General features: G+C 75.1%; 13 protein-coding genes. 4 read left to right on the top strand and 9 right to left on the bottom strand.

Annotation, left to right across the window (positions count from 1 at the left end):
* Positions 1-14: 14 nt before the first annotated feature.
* Positions 15-458 (bottom strand): ATP-binding protein, encoded by a 444-nt coding sequence (locus ACOACO_RS06155; RefSeq protein WP_420295358.1) that lies wholly within the window; start codon positions 456-458, stop codon positions 15-17.
* 116 nt (positions 459-574) lie between these two features.
* Positions 575-1357: a GAF and ANTAR domain-containing protein gene (locus ACOACO_RS06160; RefSeq protein ID WP_420295359.1), complete on the bottom strand. Its 783-nt coding sequence runs from the start codon at positions 1355-1357 to the stop codon at positions 575-577.
* A 199-nt stretch (positions 1358-1556) separates the two neighbouring features.
* Here ACOACO_RS06160 and ACOACO_RS06165 point away from each other — a divergent pair, with 199 nt between their 5' ends.
* Together ACOACO_RS06165 and ACOACO_RS06170 are read left to right on the top strand one after the other, a co-directional pair.
* On the top strand, positions 1557-1862 hold the full coding sequence (locus ACOACO_RS06165; protein ID WP_420295360.1) for an STAS domain-containing protein: 306 nt from the start codon (positions 1557-1559) through the stop codon (positions 1860-1862).
* An 89-nt stretch (positions 1863-1951) separates the two neighbouring features.
* Positions 1952-2320, top strand: coding sequence for an ATP-binding protein (locus ACOACO_RS06170; RefSeq protein WP_420295361.1), 369 nt, complete (start codon positions 1952-1954; stop codon positions 2318-2320).
* Positions 2321-2344: 24 nt separating this feature from the next.
* Here the strand turns inward: ACOACO_RS06170 and ACOACO_RS06175 are convergent, their stop codons facing one another.
* Together ACOACO_RS06175 and ACOACO_RS06180 are read right to left on the bottom strand one after the other, a co-directional pair.
* Entirely contained in the window at positions 2345-2812 is a 468-nt protein-coding gene (locus tag ACOACO_RS06175) for a hypothetical protein (RefSeq protein WP_420295362.1), read from the bottom strand.
* Positions 2813-3019: 207 nt separating this feature from the next.
* Positions 3020-4210, bottom strand: coding sequence for a PP2C family protein-serine/threonine phosphatase (locus ACOACO_RS06180; RefSeq protein ID WP_420295363.1), 1191 nt, complete (start codon positions 4208-4210; stop codon positions 3020-3022).
* Between the two features lie 116 nt (positions 4211-4326).
* Between ACOACO_RS06180 and ACOACO_RS06185 the strand changes: the two genes are divergently transcribed.
* Positions 4327-5985 (top strand): SpoIIE family protein phosphatase, encoded by a 1659-nt coding sequence (locus ACOACO_RS06185; RefSeq protein ID WP_420295364.1) that lies wholly within the window; start codon positions 4327-4329, stop codon positions 5983-5985.
* A 67-nt stretch (positions 5986-6052) separates the two neighbouring features.
* On the opposite strand, the gene ACOACO_RS06190 is transcribed toward ACOACO_RS06185, so the two are convergent.
* Both ACOACO_RS06190 and ACOACO_RS06195 read right to left on the bottom strand, forming a co-directional pair.
* Positions 6053-6877: an alpha/beta fold hydrolase gene (locus ACOACO_RS06190; RefSeq protein ID WP_420295365.1), complete on the bottom strand. Its 825-nt coding sequence runs from the start codon at positions 6875-6877 to the stop codon at positions 6053-6055.
* A gap of 101 nt (positions 6878-6978) precedes the next feature.
* A complete protein-coding gene (locus tag ACOACO_RS06195) occupies positions 6979-8052 on the bottom strand; it encodes a spore photoproduct lyase family protein (RefSeq protein WP_420295366.1) in 1074 nt (357 codons plus the stop codon).
* 116 nt (positions 8053-8168) lie between these two features.
* On the opposite strand from ACOACO_RS06195, the gene ACOACO_RS06200 reads away from it, so the two are divergent.
* On the top strand, positions 8169-9587 hold the full coding sequence (locus ACOACO_RS06200) for a mycothione reductase (protein WP_420295367.1): 1419 nt from the start codon (positions 8169-8171) through the stop codon (positions 9585-9587).
* 31 nt (positions 9588-9618) lie between these two features.
* On the opposite strand, the gene ACOACO_RS06205 is transcribed toward ACOACO_RS06200, so the two are convergent.
* From ACOACO_RS06205 to ACOACO_RS06215, 3 genes are all read right to left on the bottom strand, one after another.
* Entirely contained in the window at positions 9619-10362 is a 744-nt protein-coding gene (locus ACOACO_RS06205) for a hypothetical protein (RefSeq protein ID WP_420295368.1), read from the bottom strand.
* Between the two features lie 426 nt (positions 10363-10788).
* Complete coding sequence (locus ACOACO_RS06210; protein ID WP_420295369.1) at positions 10789-11400, bottom strand: flavodoxin family protein; 612 nt, start codon at positions 11398-11400, stop codon at positions 10789-10791.
* A gap of 355 nt (positions 11401-11755) precedes the next feature.
* Entirely contained in the window at positions 11756-13006 is a 1251-nt protein-coding gene (locus ACOACO_RS06215; protein WP_420295370.1) for a DUF222 domain-containing protein, read from the bottom strand.
* Positions 13007-13077 lie beyond the last annotated feature (71 nt).

Genomic DNA, 13077 nt, shown 5'->3' on the forward strand with positions numbered 1-13077 from the left:
TGCGGCGGTTGGGGTCAGCGGGGGGCGCCGAGGGCGCCGCGCTCCCGCGGGATGCGGGCCGTCACCGTCGTGCGGCCCGTGCGGTCGGCGCTCCAGCTGTCGGCGAGCGCGTCGACCAGCACGAGGCCGCGGCCGCGCAGCGAGTCGTCGCTCCCGATGCCGCGGACGATCTCGGGCCCCACCCCCGCGTCGACGACGCGGATCACCACGTGCTGGCGGGTGAGCCTCCACGAGAACTCGATCATGCCCGTCGTGCCGGGCATCCCGTGGTCGACGGCGTTGAGCACGAGCTCGCCCGCGACGATGACCGTGTCCGTCACCGTGCTCGGCGGGAGGTCGGCGCCGTCGGGGCCGAGGACGTCGCGCAGCAGCTCGCGCGTCGCGCGGACGGCCTCGTCGTCGTGCGGGAGGTCGACGGAGCGCCAGGCCGCCAGCTGCACCGGGCTGTCGCTCGTCACGTCATCCATCCTCTCTCGGGCGTCGTCCATCAGGTCGCGGGCTCCGGTACCCCGCCGACTGGTTGTGACTCGTGGGGCGGACATCCCTCCCAGAACGTGGACGGGACGCGGCTGCCTCAGCGGCCGGCACGGTCACCGTCGTCCGCGCGCCGCGGGCCCGGGACCGACGCTCCCCTGGTACGGCGGGTCTGCTGCCCCAGGGCGGGGCCCGGGCCCTCGCCCTCGGGGTCCTCGACGATCCGCGCGGCGATCTCGGACAGCTTGGTGTTCGTCTCCTGCGAGCGCCGCTGGAGCAGGCTGAACGCCTGGTCGAGGCTCAGCCCGTAGCGCTGCATGAGGATGCCCTGGGCCACCCCGATCTGGTGGCGGTTCGTCATCGCCGTGCGCAGCCCGCTGGTGACCTGCACGGCGTTGAGCGCCAGCGCCGCGTGCGTGGCGTAGAGGTACGCGAGCTCGCGCGCCTCCGTGTCCCACACGCCCGAGCGGTGCGAGTAGAAGTTGATGGCCCCCATGACCGCGTCCTCCTGGTCGACCAGGGGCACGGCCAGGACGGATCCGCAGCCCGCCGCGGCCGCCGCGGGTGCCCACCTGGGCCACCGCTCCGCCGCCGCGCGCAGGTCGTTGGCGTGCTGCAACGTCCCGTCGCGCGAGGCGTCGGCGCAGGGGCCCTCGTCCGCGTCGTACTGCGCCTGGTCGAGCTCGTGGGCGAGGTCGGAGGAGCCGGCGGCGGTGTGGAGACGACCGCGTCCGCGACGCAGGGTGATGCTCGCGTGGTCGCAGCCGGGCACGTGCTCGGCGGCGAGCTCGCAGATGCGGACGGCGGTGTCGCCGGTGTCCGGGGCACCCCGGTTCAGCTCGCGGCTGAGGGCGGCCAGCGTGCGCGCCTCGTCACCCCTCATCGACCTACCTCCTGCACGTCCCGTCCTCGTTCGGTGCCGCCTCGACGGGGGATGGGGGCGACGCCGGGGGACATCATGACCGATGGCCCGGCGTGCCGTGGGTCCCGAGACCGTCCCACGACCCCGACCGGTCGCGGACCGTCACGCGGCCTGGGGAGTGCGCGCGCGGACGACGGGGCCGGGGGCGTACTGTGTGCCCATGGGTGCACCCCCCTTCGTCGCCGAAGCCGTGGACGGCCGCGTCGCCCTCGTCGGCGACGTCGAGGCCCACGAGCAGGAGCAGCTGATCGAGGTGCTCGACGAGTCGAGCCACGGTTTCCGCCACGACCTCCTCGTCGACCTGAGTGCCGTCACGTTCCTCCCCAGCAGCATCGTCGGGGCACTCGCCCGGGCCGCCGCGGAGGCGACACGGAACGGCACGTCCCTGGTGCTGGGCGTCGTCGAGCGCACCGTGCCGCACCGCGTCCTGGAGGTGTGCAAGATCCCCTACCGGGTGCTGACGTGAGTGCGGGGACCAGCGAGGTCCGGTCGGTGGGCTCTGCCCGCGCGGCCGTGGCGGAGTGCGTCCGGCAGCTCCGTGCCCGGTGGAGCCACGTGGACCTGCCGCACGGCCCGGAGGCCGGCGGGGAGGCCCGCCGCAACCTGCGCACGGCGCTCGCCGAGCGCGGGCTGCCCGAGCACGTGGTCGACGACGTGCTGATCGTCGCCGGCGAGCTCGTCGTCAACGCGGTCGACCACGGGCGCCCCGGCGTGCTCGGCACCATCCGCATGGCCTGGGGCTTCACCTCCCGGCACGTCGTGCTCCGCGTCGTCGACGCCGGCACCGGCCCGGCGTTCGTCGAGCCCGAGCACGAGGAGGCCTCCACCCGCGGGCGGGGCCTCATGATGGTCGACGTCATCTGCGACGACTGGGCCGTCGACCGCGGCGACTCCACCGTCGTCACCGCCTGCATCCAGCGCTGACCCCCGCCCCGCAGCGGGCCCACCTCACCCCACGGGTGCGCGGGGGAACCCGAGCGCGGCCTGCACGAGCGCGGCGTGCAGCAGCTCCAGCACCGCCGTACCGCTCGGCGGCCCACCCACCGCCACCGCCGTCACCCAGCTGCGGGCGTCGACGTCGAAGCCGCCGCTCACCAGGAGACGTGGGTGCTCCACGAGGAGGCCGCCGGCGCCGCCGACGCCCCCGGTGCGCGCGCGCCGGGCGACGAGGCGGGCGACGGCTGCCGGGTCGAGCACGGAGGCGCGGCCCTCGGCGGCCGCCGCGAGGGCGCCGCACCCGCGCACGACGGAGGGGACGGGCAGGCACGCGGAGCCGCGGGAGCGCCGTACCCGGGTCGTGCCGTCCGCATGGTCGGCCAGCCACCAGCCGCGCACGGTCGCCGGGGCGTCGGAGCAGGGGGCGTGGAGCAGGTCGAGGACGGCCTCCAGGCGTTCCTCCACGGGGGCGCGGGACAACGCGTCGAGGGTGGAGAGGCCCGCCTGCAGCAGGTCGGTGGGAAGGATGGTGGGGCTCCTGGACGTGGCACGGCGGCCCCCGGGGGTTGCGGGGGACCCGTGGTGTTCGTCGCCGTGGGCCGGGCGGATGGGTCCGGGTGGTGTGATCGGGACCACCCTCCCCGGATGCCGGGCCCGACCGGTGGGGCGCGCTGCGCGGGGGCGCGCTCAGCGCACGTGGGGGCGGCGGACGACCAGGAGGGCGACGTCGTCCTCGGTGACCTCGTCGCCGAGGGCCTCGGCGAGGATGCGGCTGCAGGCCACCTCGGGGTGCTCGTCGGCGGAGAACCCCCGGCAGATCCGCGCGAGCTGGGTCCAGTACGGGTCGTCGCCCTCGGTGCCGGGCGTGCGTATCTCCACGAGGCCGTCGGTGAAGAACGCGAGCGCGCCGCCCGGAGCGAGCGCCACCGCCGTGGTCGTGCGGGGCGTCGCGGGGTCGAGGCCCAGGAGGGTGTCGGACTCGACGTCGACGGGCGCAGCCGCGGCGCCCGGGGAGGCGCCCACCGGGGGGAGGTGGCCCGCGCTGCTGACGACGAGGTGGTCGAACGGCGGCTCGGTGACGGCGTACACGACGGTCGCCGTCATGCCGGGCTCGAAGTGGCACAGCATCCGGTCGAGCCGCGTCAGCACGGCGGCCGGGTCGTCCTCGTCGAGGGCGTAGGCCCGCAGGGCGCTGCGGAGCCGGCTCATGACGACGGCGGCCTGCAGGCCGTGCCCGACGACGTCACCCATGACGAGGCCGAGCCGCCCGTCGGGGAGGGAGAACACGTCGTACCAGTCGCCACCGAAGTCGCCGTCCGCCGGCAGGTAGCGGGCAGCCAGCTCGAGGCCGTCGACGTCGCGCAGCGTGGGCAGGAGGCTGCGCTGCAGCACCAGCGACGCGAGGTGGGCGTCGTGCTCGGAGGTCGACAGCACGGTGCGGGAGATGCTGGCCGCGGCCAGCTCGAGGTCGGCGACGTCCTGCGCGCTGAACGTCCGGCGGGCGTGGAAGCCCACGTGCAGCACCCCGAGGAGCTCTTCGCCCGAGAGCACGGGGACGCCGAGCAGGCTCGTCACCTCGCTGTACTTCAGCACCGGGTTCACCACCGGGTCGCCCGCCGCGCGGTCGACGGCGACGGGCCTGCGCGTGGCGGCGACGCGGCCCGCGAAGCCCTGGCCGAGGGAGACGTACGACGCCGTGCGCCACCGGCGGCCGAAGCCGAGGGAGGCGGCAGTGCGGAGCTTGCCGGATGCCTCGTCGAGGAGGAGCAGGGTTGCCGTCTGCGCGCCCATGAGGGTGCGCACGTGCTCGAGCGCACCCTCGAAGTCGGGCCCCGGGCCGGCGGACGTCGCGGCGATCGGGGCGGGGAGGGACGGCATGGGTCGTCGACCGCCTGGTGGTGGGCAGGGTGCGGCGTCTGCTCCACCGCTCCGGCACCTTACCGTGCCGCGCGCCCGGGACCACCGCGGGCGCGCGAACGGGGTAGGTTCAGCGGGTGGAACGGTGGGAGGGCGCGAGCGCGGGTCTGCGCGAGGTGTACGCGGGCGTCGACTGGGCCGCCACGGCCGTGGGTGCGCCGGAGCAGTGGTCCCCGGCACTGCGCAGCGCGGTGCGGACCGTCCTGCGCACCCGCTTCCCCGCCGTGCTCATGTGGGGCCCGGAGTTCGTCCTGGTCTACAACGACGCCTACATCGAGATGATCGGCGAGAAGCACCCCTCGGCCCTGGGGTCGCCCGCCGCCGAGGTGTTCTGGGAGGCCTGGGACCAGATCGGGCCGCTGATGCGGGGCGCCCTGGACGGGCGCGGGGCCACCTGGACGGAGGACGCGCTCGTGCCGCTGCACCGGCACGGCTTCCTCGAGGAGTGCTACTTCACGTTCTCCTACTCGCCCGTGGTGGCGGAGGACGACACCATCGAGGGTGTGCTCGACATCGCGGCCGAGACGACCCGGCACGTCATCTCGCAGCGGCGCCTCGAGCTGCTGAGCCGGCTCTCCGACGTGCTCGCCACGGTCGAGACGAAGGCCGACCTGCGCCGGCTGTCCCTCTACCTGCTGCGCGACCAGGTGCGCGACCTGCCCGCCGTGGACATCCGCATCCCCGGTCTCGAGGAGGACGCGCCGATCCCGCACTCCGGCGCCACCGCCCCGGCCCTGCCTGCCGCGCCGGGCGTGACGATCAACGACCTCACCCTGTACGTCGAGGACACCGAGGCGGGCAAGGTCGTCTGGCAGCGCCTCGACCTGTCGACCCGGCCCGGCCTGCCCGCGCCCGTCCTCGTCTGCTCCGTCAGCGACCAGCTGCCGTTCGACCACGACTACCGCTACTTCCTGCGCCTCATCGCCGCCTCGCTCAACCAGGCGCTGACGCGCATCGACCTGCTGGAGTCGGAGCGCCGCGTGGCCACGGCGCAGCGCGACATGTCGATCGCCCTGCAGCAGGCGCTGCTCACGCCCCCGATGCAGCCCGACCACCTGCAGGTGGCCGTGCGCTACGTGCCGGCGGCGGACGTCGCGCAGATCGGCGGGGACTGGCACGACGCGTTCCAGCAGAGCGACGGCGCCCTCATGCTCGCCATCGGCGACGTCGCCGGGCACGACCTGGCCGCGGCCGCGACGATGGCGCAGGCGCGCAACCTGACGCGCGGCATCGCGATCGCCACGGGCGACAGCCCGGCGCGGGTGCTGGAGGGCCTGGACCGGGCCTTCGCCAGCCTGGGGGTGGCGACGATCGCAACCGCCATCGTGGCGCGGGTGGAGCAGACCGAGGCCGACGCGGCCGCCGGCCGCCGGATCCTGCGGTGGTCGCGGGCCGGCCACCCGCCGCCGGTGCTGCTGCAGCCGGACGGCACGGCGGTGCTGCTCGACGAGGCGGGGGAGATCATCCTCGGCGTCCAGCCGACCACGGAGCGCACCGACGTCGAGGTCGAGCTCGTGCCGGACTCCAAGGTCGTGCTCTACACCGACGGCCTCGTCGAGCGCCGCGGCGTGCCCCTCGACGCCAGCTTCGAGCACCTCCGCTCCGCCGTCAGCGGGCAGCAGCACCTGGACGCGGAGGAGCTGTGCGACCACCTGCTCGCCACGATGCTCGAGCTGCCGGCCGGGGACGACGACGTCGCGCTCATGGTGCTGCACGCCCGCCCCGAGACCGACTGACCGACTGACCGACTGACCGACTGACCGACCGGGCGGCCGGCCAGCGGGCCGAGGCCGGCCCGCCGGCTCACCCGGTGAGGAACTCCCGCACCCACGGGACGACGAGGTCGCGGTGCTCGTCGAAGAAGCCGTGGCGCCCGCCCTGGACGAGCCGGGTGCGGGCGTCCGGCAGCAGGCCGGCGACGACGTCGGCGTTCGCGGCCGGCACCATCAGGTCGTCGGTGCCGTGCAGCACGAGGGTGGGGGCCGTCAGCCCGCCGAGGCGGTCCGCCGCGTCGTGGTCGGAGCTCGTCTCGAGGTGGCGCCGCGCCGCCTCGACGGTCATCGACGGGTCCCCCAGCAGGTCGCGGGGCACCCCGTCGTACCCGCCGTGGGCCCGCGTCCACGCCGGTGTGTAGAAGAGGTCGACCAGCCCGCGCTGCCGCTCCTCGTCGTCGGGCCCGGCGAGCAGCATGCCCACGTCGCGGTCCCGGTGGACCGCCGGAGCGCCGCCCGTCGACGTGCAGGCCACGACGACACGGCGCACGAGGTCGGGCCGGGCGAGGGCCAGCTCCTGCGCGACCCGACCGCCCATCGAGGTGCCGTAGACGTCGGCCGCGTCCCGGCCCACGGCCGCGAGCACGGCCGCCGCGTCCTCGGCGAACCCGGCCGTCGACCAGGCCGGGCCGCGCTCCTCGCCGCCCGGCGGCAGCTCGGTGGTGCCCGTGCCGCGGTAGTCGAAGGTCACGGTCAGCCAGGCGTCGGTGAAGTCGCCGCGCAGGCGGTCCCACCAGGCGTCGGAGTTGGCCTGGCCCTGCAGCAGCAGGAGCGCCGGGGCGCCGCGTCGCCCCTCGACCTGCAGGGAGAGGCGGGTGCCGTCGGGCCGCCGTACCCACCCGCGGGTGCGGGGCACGTGTCGTCGTCTCCGGAACACAGGTCCTCCTCGGCGGGGTGCGGGACCGCTCGTGCGGACCCCTCGCGACCGTAGTCGGGGGCCCCGAGCGGCCACGGGCCTCAGAAGGCGTAGCGCACGCGGCAGGACGGCAGCTCGGCCGCGAGGAGGTCGGTGAACTGCTGCACCCAGCGCGCCTTCCAGGCCGCGCGGTAACGCACGTTGACCTGCCCGCTGTGGCTGCGCTTCTCCTCCTGCAGGTCGGGGCGCCACAGCAGCTCCTCGCCCCGCGGGTGCCAGCCGAGGTTGACCTCGTGAAGCGCGGCGTTGTGGGTGAGCATGATGACCTCGCAGGCCAGCTGCTGCTTGGTGGCGGGGGAGAGGACGTCGTCGAGCTGGCGGAACAGCTCGGTCCACTCGGCCTGCCAGCCCTCGTGCAGCACGACGGGGCTGAAGTTCAGGTGCACCTCGTAGCCGGCCTCGACGAAGTCGTCGATCGCGGCGATCCGCTCGTCGATCGGCGTGGTGCGCAGGTCGAGGCGCCGCGAGGTCTCGCGGGGCATGAGGGAGAAACGCACCCGCGTGCCGCCGCGCGGGTCCCACCCGAGCAGGTCGCGGTTGACGAACTTCGTGGCGAAGCTGCCCTTGGCGCCCGGCAGGCGCGCGAAGAGGTCGACGAGGTCGCGCACGTTGTCGCTCACCAGGGCGTCGACGGAGCAGTCGCCGTTCTCGCCCAGGTCGTAGACCCAGTCGACGGGGTCGCACTGGTTCGGCTCGGGCTTCGGGCCCTGGCGCCCGACGTGCCGCTCCAGGTAGCCCAGCACCTTCTCGATGTTGACGAACACCGTCACGGGATTGGCGTAGCCCTTGCGGCGCGGCACGTAGCAGTAGCTGCAGGCCATGGCGCAGCCGTTCGACGTGGACGGCGCGATGAAGTCGGCCGAGCGCCCGTTGGGCCGCGCCGCGAGGCTGCGCTTCTCGCCGAGCACCAGCACCTCACGCTTGTTGCGCACCCAGTCCTCCACCTGCCCCGCGTTGCCGTAGAGCCCGGGGATCGACTGGTGGCTGGGCACCTCGACCCGCTCGGCGTCGGGGAACCGCTCCAGCACCTGGCGCGCGCGCGGCCAGCGCTCGATGTCCGGCTCGTGGTAGATGCGCCGGACCGCCAGCACGCGCTGCGCCGCGGGGAGGACCATGACGGCCACGGTAGCCACCGCCACCGACGGTCCTGCCCGCGCGCGGCCCGCGTTCCCGGGCCTCTGGTTGCATGACAGCGGGCGCGCGTCCGCGGCCCGGCGAAGGGAGACACCGCATGGGGACCCACTACGACGTCGTCGTGCTCGGCGCCGGCTCGGGCAACACGATCGTCGACGACCGGTTCTCCCACCTGCGGGTCGCGATCGTCGAGCGGGGCCCGTACGGCGGCACCTGCGTCAACCGCGGCTGCATCCCGTCGAAGATGTTCGTCCACGCCGCCGAGGTGGCGAGCGCCGCGCTGCGCGGCCCCGCGCTGGGCCTGCGGACGCGCCACGACGGCGTGGACTGGCCCGCGCTGCGCGACCGGGTCGCCGGCCGTGTCGACGCCGTGGCCCGCTCCGGCGAGGAGCACCGGCGCGGCCAGGACCACGTCGACGTGCTCACCGGCACCGCGCGCTTCACCGGTCCCCGCCGGCTCGTCGTCGACCTCGAGGACGGCACGACGACGGAGGTCACGGCCGACCAGGTGGTCGTGGCCACCGGCAGCCGCCCGGTGGTGCCCGACGTGCCCGGCCTCCACGACGTGCCCCACCACACCAGCGACACCATCCTGCGCATCGAGGCGCTGCCCGCCCGGATGGCGGTGCTCGGCGGGGGGTACGTCGGGTGCGAGCTCGCCCAGGTCTTCGCCGCGCTCGGCGTCGAGGTCACGCAGGTCGAGAGCGAGGACACCCTCCTGGCGAGCCAGGACGAGGACGTCGCCCGCGCCGTCACCGCCGCCGCCGGGCGCCGGTGGGAGGTGCGGCTCGGCACGCGGCTGGAGCGCGCCGTACCGCTCGACGGGGGCGGGGCGCGGATGGAGCTGGACGACGGGAGCACGTTCGAGACCGACCTCGTGCTCGTCGCCACCGGGCGCGAGACCAACGCGGACCTCCTCGACCTCGACGCCGCCGGGGTGGAGGTCGACGACACGGGCCGCGTCGTCGTCGACGCGCACCAGCGCACCACCGCCGAGGGCGTGTGGGCCCTCGGGGACGCGAGCAGCCACGAGCCGCTCAAGCACGTCGCCAACCAGGACGCCCGGGTGGTGGCGCACAACCTGCTCCACCCCGACGACCTCGTGGTCTCGGACCACCGGTACGTGCCCCTCGCCGTCTTCACCGAGCCGCAGGTGGCCGCGGTGGGGCTGACCGAGGCGGAGGCCCGCGAGCAGGTGGCGGACCTGGCCGTGGCCCGCCACGACCTCGCCGACACGGCGTACGGGTGGGCCCTGCAGGCCGACCCCGACGACCGCGACCCGGCCGGGCCCGGCGGCTTCGTCAAGCTGCTCGGGGACCGGTCGACCGGGCTGCTCGTGGGCGCGCACGTCGTCGCCCCGCAGGCCGCGTCGCTGGTGCAGGTGCTCGTCCACGCGATCACCCACGGGCTGCCGGTGGCGGGGCTGGCGCGCAGCGAGTACTGGATCCACCCCGCCCCGACCGAGGTCGTGGAGAACGCCCTGCTCGCCCTCGAGGAGGAGATGGGCCGCGCGTGAGGGGACGCGGGCGACCGCCGCCCGGGCCGGGTCAGGCCTGGCGGGGGAGGGGGACGCCCAGGGCCGCCTGGGTGACCGCGGTGACGAGCACGCGCAGCGGAGCGACCTCGACGCTGCCGCCGTCGAGGAGCACGACCAGCCACTGGCGGGCGTCGTCGTCGTAGCCGCCCGCGCCGACCGCCTCGCCGCTCGGTACGCCGCCCGGCCCCGCCGGCGGGACCGTGCCGCCGAGCCACGGGGAGGGCGTCAGCGGGGCGGCGAACGAGCCGCCCTCGAGGGCGTCGAGCAGGCCGGAGACCCGGCTCAGGGACGCCAGCGGCAGCATGCGGGGCGGGCGCACGGCCGCGTCGGCGACGCCGCTCGCCGTGCCGCCCGTCGGCAGGGGGGTCCCGGTGCCCTCGGCGATGACGCAGACCACGGGGCCGTCCACCCGGCCGACCCACCAGCCGCCGACGGCGCCGGCGAGCGCGCACGTGTGGGCGACGACGGTGAGCCGGTCCTCCGTCGAGGCGCCGACCATGTCGTCGAGCCGATCGAGGCACAGCTCGAGCGCCTCGGCGAGCAGCGACACGTCGTGCGCGCGGGCCGCGGCCGGGGTCGACGGGGGTACGTCGTGCTGCCGGGCCGGTGCCGCCGCCTGCGGCTGGAGCGTCACGTCGGTGACCCCGTCCACCAGGCGTTCCGCGAGGCCCCGCTCGGTCGGGGTGAAGGGGTGCTCGCGGGCGAGGCGGACCGTCGTGCCGCCCGCCGCCCCGGGCACCACGACCTCGAGCACGTGCGGGTCGTGGGGGTGGACCGGGTGCGGCTGACCGGGCTGGGCAGGGCCGGGCTGGGCATGGCCGGGCTGGGCAGGGCCGGGCTGGGCAGGGCCGGGCTGGGCATGCGGCGCGGAGGTGGTGCGGTCGGGCCCCGGCCGGCGTTCACCTGCGTCGGTCCTACCGTCGGCCATCCGGACCCCCTCGGAGAGCAGTCGCGGCCCGGACCGCGCGCCGCGCGGCGCGGCTGTTTCGAGTACACCACGACCGGGGTGCGGCGGGCTGGTTCGAACGGTCGGCGCGGCGTGGTCCGAACGGACCATGCCGGGGGTCCGAACGGGCCATGCCGGGGCGTCCGGGCGGGCCGTGGCGGGGGGTCCGGGCGGGCCGTGGCGGTGGGTCCGGGCGGGCCGTGGCGGCGGCGTCGGTGTGGTGCTCGTCGGCCGTCAGCCCTGTGCGGGGTAGGGCTGCGCCTTCAGCAGGCGTGCGAGGTGGGCCGCGTTGGCGGCCGCCGTGCTGGTGGTGCCGGCGACGGGCTCGGGCGTCTCGACGAGCTCGAGGTAGTCGGTGCCCTGCATGGCCTCGCCCACCCAGTACGTCGCACCCTGCGCGGGGATCGTGAACCCGACGTCGTCGAGCCCCTGGAAGATCTGCGCGGTGGTGTGGTGGGCGCCGTCCTCGTTGCCGACGACGGCGACCAGGGCGACCTTCCCGAACATCGCGGGCCGGCCCTCGTCGTCGGTCTCCGACAGCTCGGCGTCGAGCCGCTCGAGCACCATCTTGCAGACCGAGGAGGGCTGGCCCATCCAGATCGGGGTGGCGATGACGAGGATGTCCGCGGCCTGCACCTTGGCGCGGATCGTCGGCCAGCCGTCCCCGTCACCCTCGTCGGGGCTCACGCCGAACGCCACGTCGTGGTCGACGACCCGCACCTCCTCGCCGCTCACGCCGTGCTGCCCGAGCGCATCGAGGACCTGCCGGCCGAGCACCTCGGAGCTCGACGGCGAGGGGGACTTCTTCAGCGTGCAGGTGAGCTGCAAGGCGCGGAGTTCGGTCATGCGTCGACGGTACCCAGGAGCCCGTCACCCGCCCGGCGTGCGAGCGGGGGCGTGGGAGCGGCCGTGGTTTCGAGGGGTTGCCAGGGCAACCCGCCTCAACCACCGCGGGGGTGGCCGCGCTGGTCCGGTGGTTGAGGTGGCCGCGCCTGTGCCCGGTGGTTGAGGTGGCCGCGCCAGCGGCCCTCGAAACCACGGCGGTCGTCGGGCGTGGTTTCGAGGGGTTGCCAGGGCAACCCACCTCAACCACCGGGGGTGGCCGCGCACGTGCCCGGTGGTTGAGGTGGCCGTGCTGGTCCGGTGGTTGAGGTGGCCGCGCCAGCGGCCCTCGAAACCACGGTCCGATGCGCAGGTCTGATCAGTTCCGCCGGGTGAACCTGAGCTTCCCCGTGCCGAGCGTCTCGGTGAGGTACGTCGGGTCGTGCGCGACGCGGTGGTGGTGCCAGCACAACAACCGGCCCCGTTCGACGGAGGTCCTTCCGCCGCGTGACCAGGGGTCGTCGTGGTGGGCCTCGCAGCGCTGGGGCGGGGCGTCGCAGCCTTCGGCGGTGCAGCCCCTGTCGCGCAGGATCAGTGCGATGCGCTGGGGCTTGTTGTGGAACCGCGCGGCGCGACCCAGGTCGAGGACCTCGCTCTTGGTGCCCAAGACCGCCGGGACCAGGTCAGCGCCGCAGGCCAGCCGTCGGGCTTCGCCCGGGGAGATGCGGTGACCGGTGTCCAGCGACGCCGCGGCCAGGCCGCCGGTGAGGGTGTCGACCGACATGGTCACCACCACCGTCGTGCCCGCGCCGGCGGCGTCGGGGAGGTCGGCGTCACGCATGCGCTCGATGAGCTCGACGAACGCCTGGCCGCGCCTCTCCCACGCCGGTCGGGGGTCGGCGGCGTCGTCGCGGGGGTCGTCGCGCAGGTGGTCACGACGCGGCGAGGCGATGGCGTCGATCATCTTGGTGAACATCGCGCCGTGCATCTCCGGCACGGTGAACCGGCCGTGGACGCAGCCGTGCCCGTCCTCGCGCATCGTCAGCCGGACCTTCGCGGCGGCTTCGCGCTCTTCCTTCGCCAGCAGTTCGGCCTCGCGGGCCTCGCCGACGGCGGGGGCGACGATGTCGAGGATCCGGCGGCCCAGCACGCGCAGGTCCTTGGCGTCGTGGTCGGCGGCGAACCCGACCAGCACCTTCTCTGCCTCGTCCCGGACGCCGGCGTCGACGTCGTCTCCGAGGTCCTCGAGCGCTCGCACGATGACGTCGGCCTGGCCGGGCGACACGGAGCCGGATGTGGAAGCGGCGACGAGGGCGTCGTACCGCTCGTGGGTGGCGACCGCGACTCGGACGCGGCGGTGGGCCTCGGCCCGCGTCACGTGTGTGGCGTTCGCGAGCCACACCGCGGTCGACGGGGCGCCGGTCTCGTCCTCGACCCGCACCTCGGTGGCGTGGGCCAGCAGCCTCGACTGGAGCGCCGCGAGGCGGTTCGCCGCCCGTTCGAGCTCGACGAGCGCCGCACCGGTCTCGGCCGCACCGAGGGTCAGAAAGCCGAGGTCGAAACCGTCGTCGAGGTCCCCGTGCAGACGCGCGGCGACCCCGGCGATGGGGTGCAGCGCGGTCTCGGTCATGGACCCATCACACCACCGGCCACCGACACTTCCGGCCGCGATCGACGGTTCTCCACAGAACAGGTTTGCGC

This window comes from Nocardioides sp. CPCC 205120 (genome assembly GCF_048654585.1).
In the GTDB taxonomy this organism is placed as follows: domain Bacteria; phylum Actinomycetota; class Actinomycetes; order Propionibacteriales; family Nocardioidaceae; genus Nocardioides.

What these genes read in the sequence shown, in the direction of transcription:
- ACOACO_RS06160 (WP_420295359.1), bottom strand. Translation starts at nt 1,357, where the DNA reads ATGAGGGGTGACGAGGCGCGCACGCTGGCCGCCCTCAGCCGCGAGCTG.
- ACOACO_RS06165 (WP_420295360.1), top strand. Translation starts at nt 1,557, where the DNA reads ATGGGTGCACCCCCCTTCGTCGCCGAAGCCGTGGACGGCCGCGTCGCC.
- ACOACO_RS06180 (WP_420295363.1), bottom strand. Translation starts at nt 4,210, where the DNA reads ATGCCGTCCCTCCCCGCCCCGATCGCCGCGACGTCCGCCGGCCCGGGG.
- ACOACO_RS06195 (WP_420295366.1), bottom strand. Translation starts at nt 8,052, where the DNA reads ATGGTCCTCCCCGCGGCGCAGCGCGTGCTGGCGGTCCGGCGCATCTAC.
- ACOACO_RS06200 (WP_420295367.1), top strand. Translation starts at nt 8,169, where the DNA reads ATGGGGACCCACTACGACGTCGTCGTGCTCGGCGCCGGCTCGGGCAAC.
- ACOACO_RS06210 (WP_420295369.1), bottom strand. Translation starts at nt 11,400, where the DNA reads ATGACCGAACTCCGCGCCTTGCAGCTCACCTGCACGCTGAAGAAGTCC.
- ACOACO_RS06215 (WP_420295370.1), bottom strand. Translation starts at nt 13,006, where the DNA reads ATGACCGAGACCGCGCTGCACCCCATCGCCGGGGTCGCCGCGCGTCTG.